General features: G+C 45.0%; 2 protein-coding genes. One reads left to right on the forward strand and one right to left on the reverse strand.

Going from position 1 to position 2,131, the window contains the following annotated elements; genetic code table 11:
• Positions 1 to 351 precede the first annotated feature (351 nt).
• The gene (gene gdhA / locus Q0296_RS08105) at positions 352 to 1,710 is read left to right on the forward strand and encodes an NADP-specific glutamate dehydrogenase (RefSeq protein ID WP_103633325.1); all 1,359 of its coding nucleotides are present in this window, start codon (positions 352 to 354) and stop codon (positions 1,708 to 1,710) included.
• A gap of 161 nt (positions 1,711 to 1,871) precedes the next feature.
• Here gdhA and Q0296_RS08110 read toward each other — a convergent pair.
• Positions 1,872 to 2,131: hypothetical protein (locus Q0296_RS08110; protein ID WP_298039149.1), on the reverse strand; the 260-nt coding region annotated here is incomplete at its 5' end.

Below are 2,131 nucleotides of genomic sequence, written 5' to 3' on the forward strand. Positions count from 1 at the left end.
GGTCTCGTGGGCTCGGAGATGTGTATAAGAGACAGTGCTAGCACCTATATAGCAAGGCTAAACGGCGAAGCCATGCCATCAGCCCAGCAAATCCTAAATTTTGTCCAAGCAGACGACGCAGCACTTGATTTTTGGCAAGAGATGGCACAAATTTAGTAAATTTAGGCTCACTCTAACCAAATCCTCTTTTATAAATTTATCCCAACAAATGATGCAAAAACCACTTTTTATAAATTTAGTTTCGATATGTAACACTCATTGCCCAAAATAAAAATATTAAAATATCTTTAAATAAAAATTTTTTCTAGCCGAGTTAATATTTAACTACAAAAAAAGGAAAAAGGAGCAAAAATGAGCGAGTACATCGAACAAACGATGGAGTGGATAAAGAAGACCAACCCAGGTCAAGGCGTCTTTGTCCAAGCTGCGACTGAGGTTCTAAACAGCCTAGAGCCGCTTATAAAAAGAGAGAGCAAGTACCAAAAACACGCGATCCTAGAGCGCATCGTCATCCCTGAGCGCACGGTGATCTTTCGCGTGACATACACAGGCGATGATGGCAGACCAAAGGTAAATAACGGCTACCGCGTGCAGTTTAACTCAGCTGTTGGCCCATATAAGGGCGGTCTAAGGCTCCACCCAAGCGTCGATCTTGGCGTGCTAAAATTTCTTGGATTTGAGCAAATTTTCAAAAACTCGCTCACTGGCGTAAATATCGGCGGCGCAAAAGGCGGCAGCACCTTTGATCCAAAGGGTAAGAGCGAGGGCGAGATAATGCGATTTTGCCAAGCATTTATGAGTGAGCTTTACCGCCACATCGGCAACACCGTGGATGTGCCAGCAGGCGATATCGGCGTGGGCGCTAGAGAGATCGGCTATATGTTTGGTCAGTATAAGAAGCTAACTGGCAGGTTTGATGGCATCCTAACTGGCAAGGGGCTAAACTGGGGCGGCAGCCTAGCGCGCACAGAGGCTACTGGATACGGACTAGTATATTTCACACAAAACATGCTAAAAAAAGCTGGACTATCACTTGAGGGCAAAAAATGCAGCGTCAGCGGTAGCGGAAATGTCGCCATCTACACAGTCGAAAAGCTCTATCAAGCAGGCGCACTGCCTATCACCGTCTCTGACTCAAACGGATATGTCTATGACGCTGAGGGCATCGACCTAGCGGTACTTAAAGAGCTAAAAGAAGTAAGACGCGCTCGCCTTAGCGAATACACCAAATTTAGACCAAATGCAAAATATGTAAGCGTGAGCGAATACAAAGAGGGCAGAAACGGCGTCTGGGACGTGCCATGCGACGGAGCCTTCCCGTGTGCGACACAAAACGAGCTTCACCTAGCTGACATAAAAGTGCTTTACGCAAATGGCTGCCGCTTCGTGGCTGAGGGCGCGAATATGCCAAGCACGCTTGATGCGATAAATTTCATGCTTGCACAAAAAGACTTTCACTTTGCTCCAGCAAAAGCAGCAAACGCTGGCGGCGTGGGAACAAGTGGTCTTGAGATGATGCAAAATGCTGGCATGACTTCGTGGAGTTTCGAGGAGGTCGATCGCAGACTTCATGGCATCATGAATCACATCTTTGAACTAAGCTATGAAACTAGTAAAGAGTTTGGCGATGAGGGCAACCTAGTGCTTGGCTCAAATATCGCTGGCTTTAGAAAAGTGGCTGACGCGATGATAGATCAAGGATATGTGTAGTCTGATTTTGGCTCTTTGCTTCGTAAATTTACGTCCAGGTTAAATTTGGGCGTAAATCATCGATACGAGGCAGGCTATGATTTTTAGACAAAAAAGAGTTTTGCCTTTTATGTGGCAAATTTTACTAGCAAGCTATCAAATTTACGCTATTTTGAAGCATTTTATGCAGCGTTCGTTTTAAAAAATTTTTGCTGGCGTGGCAGATGCGAATTTGAAGCTTGGCTAAATTTCACTAGGATGGCTAGTAGATCGCTATTTTTAAAGCTTTCAGTATAAATTTTGTCAAAACAGCCGATATGGCGGCACATAGTGGTATGGCGAGGCTCATCCCGTAAAATTGAAAGTTTTTGCCATGGGTGATCCGTGGATATTTTTGCTTGATTTCGCGAGTGGTGCGGTCTATGCGTGGCTACTTGGTGAT

Source organism: uncultured Campylobacter sp. (assembly GCF_937890585.1).
In the GTDB taxonomy this organism is placed as follows: Bacteria; Campylobacterota; Campylobacteria; order Campylobacterales; family Campylobacteraceae; genus Campylobacter_A.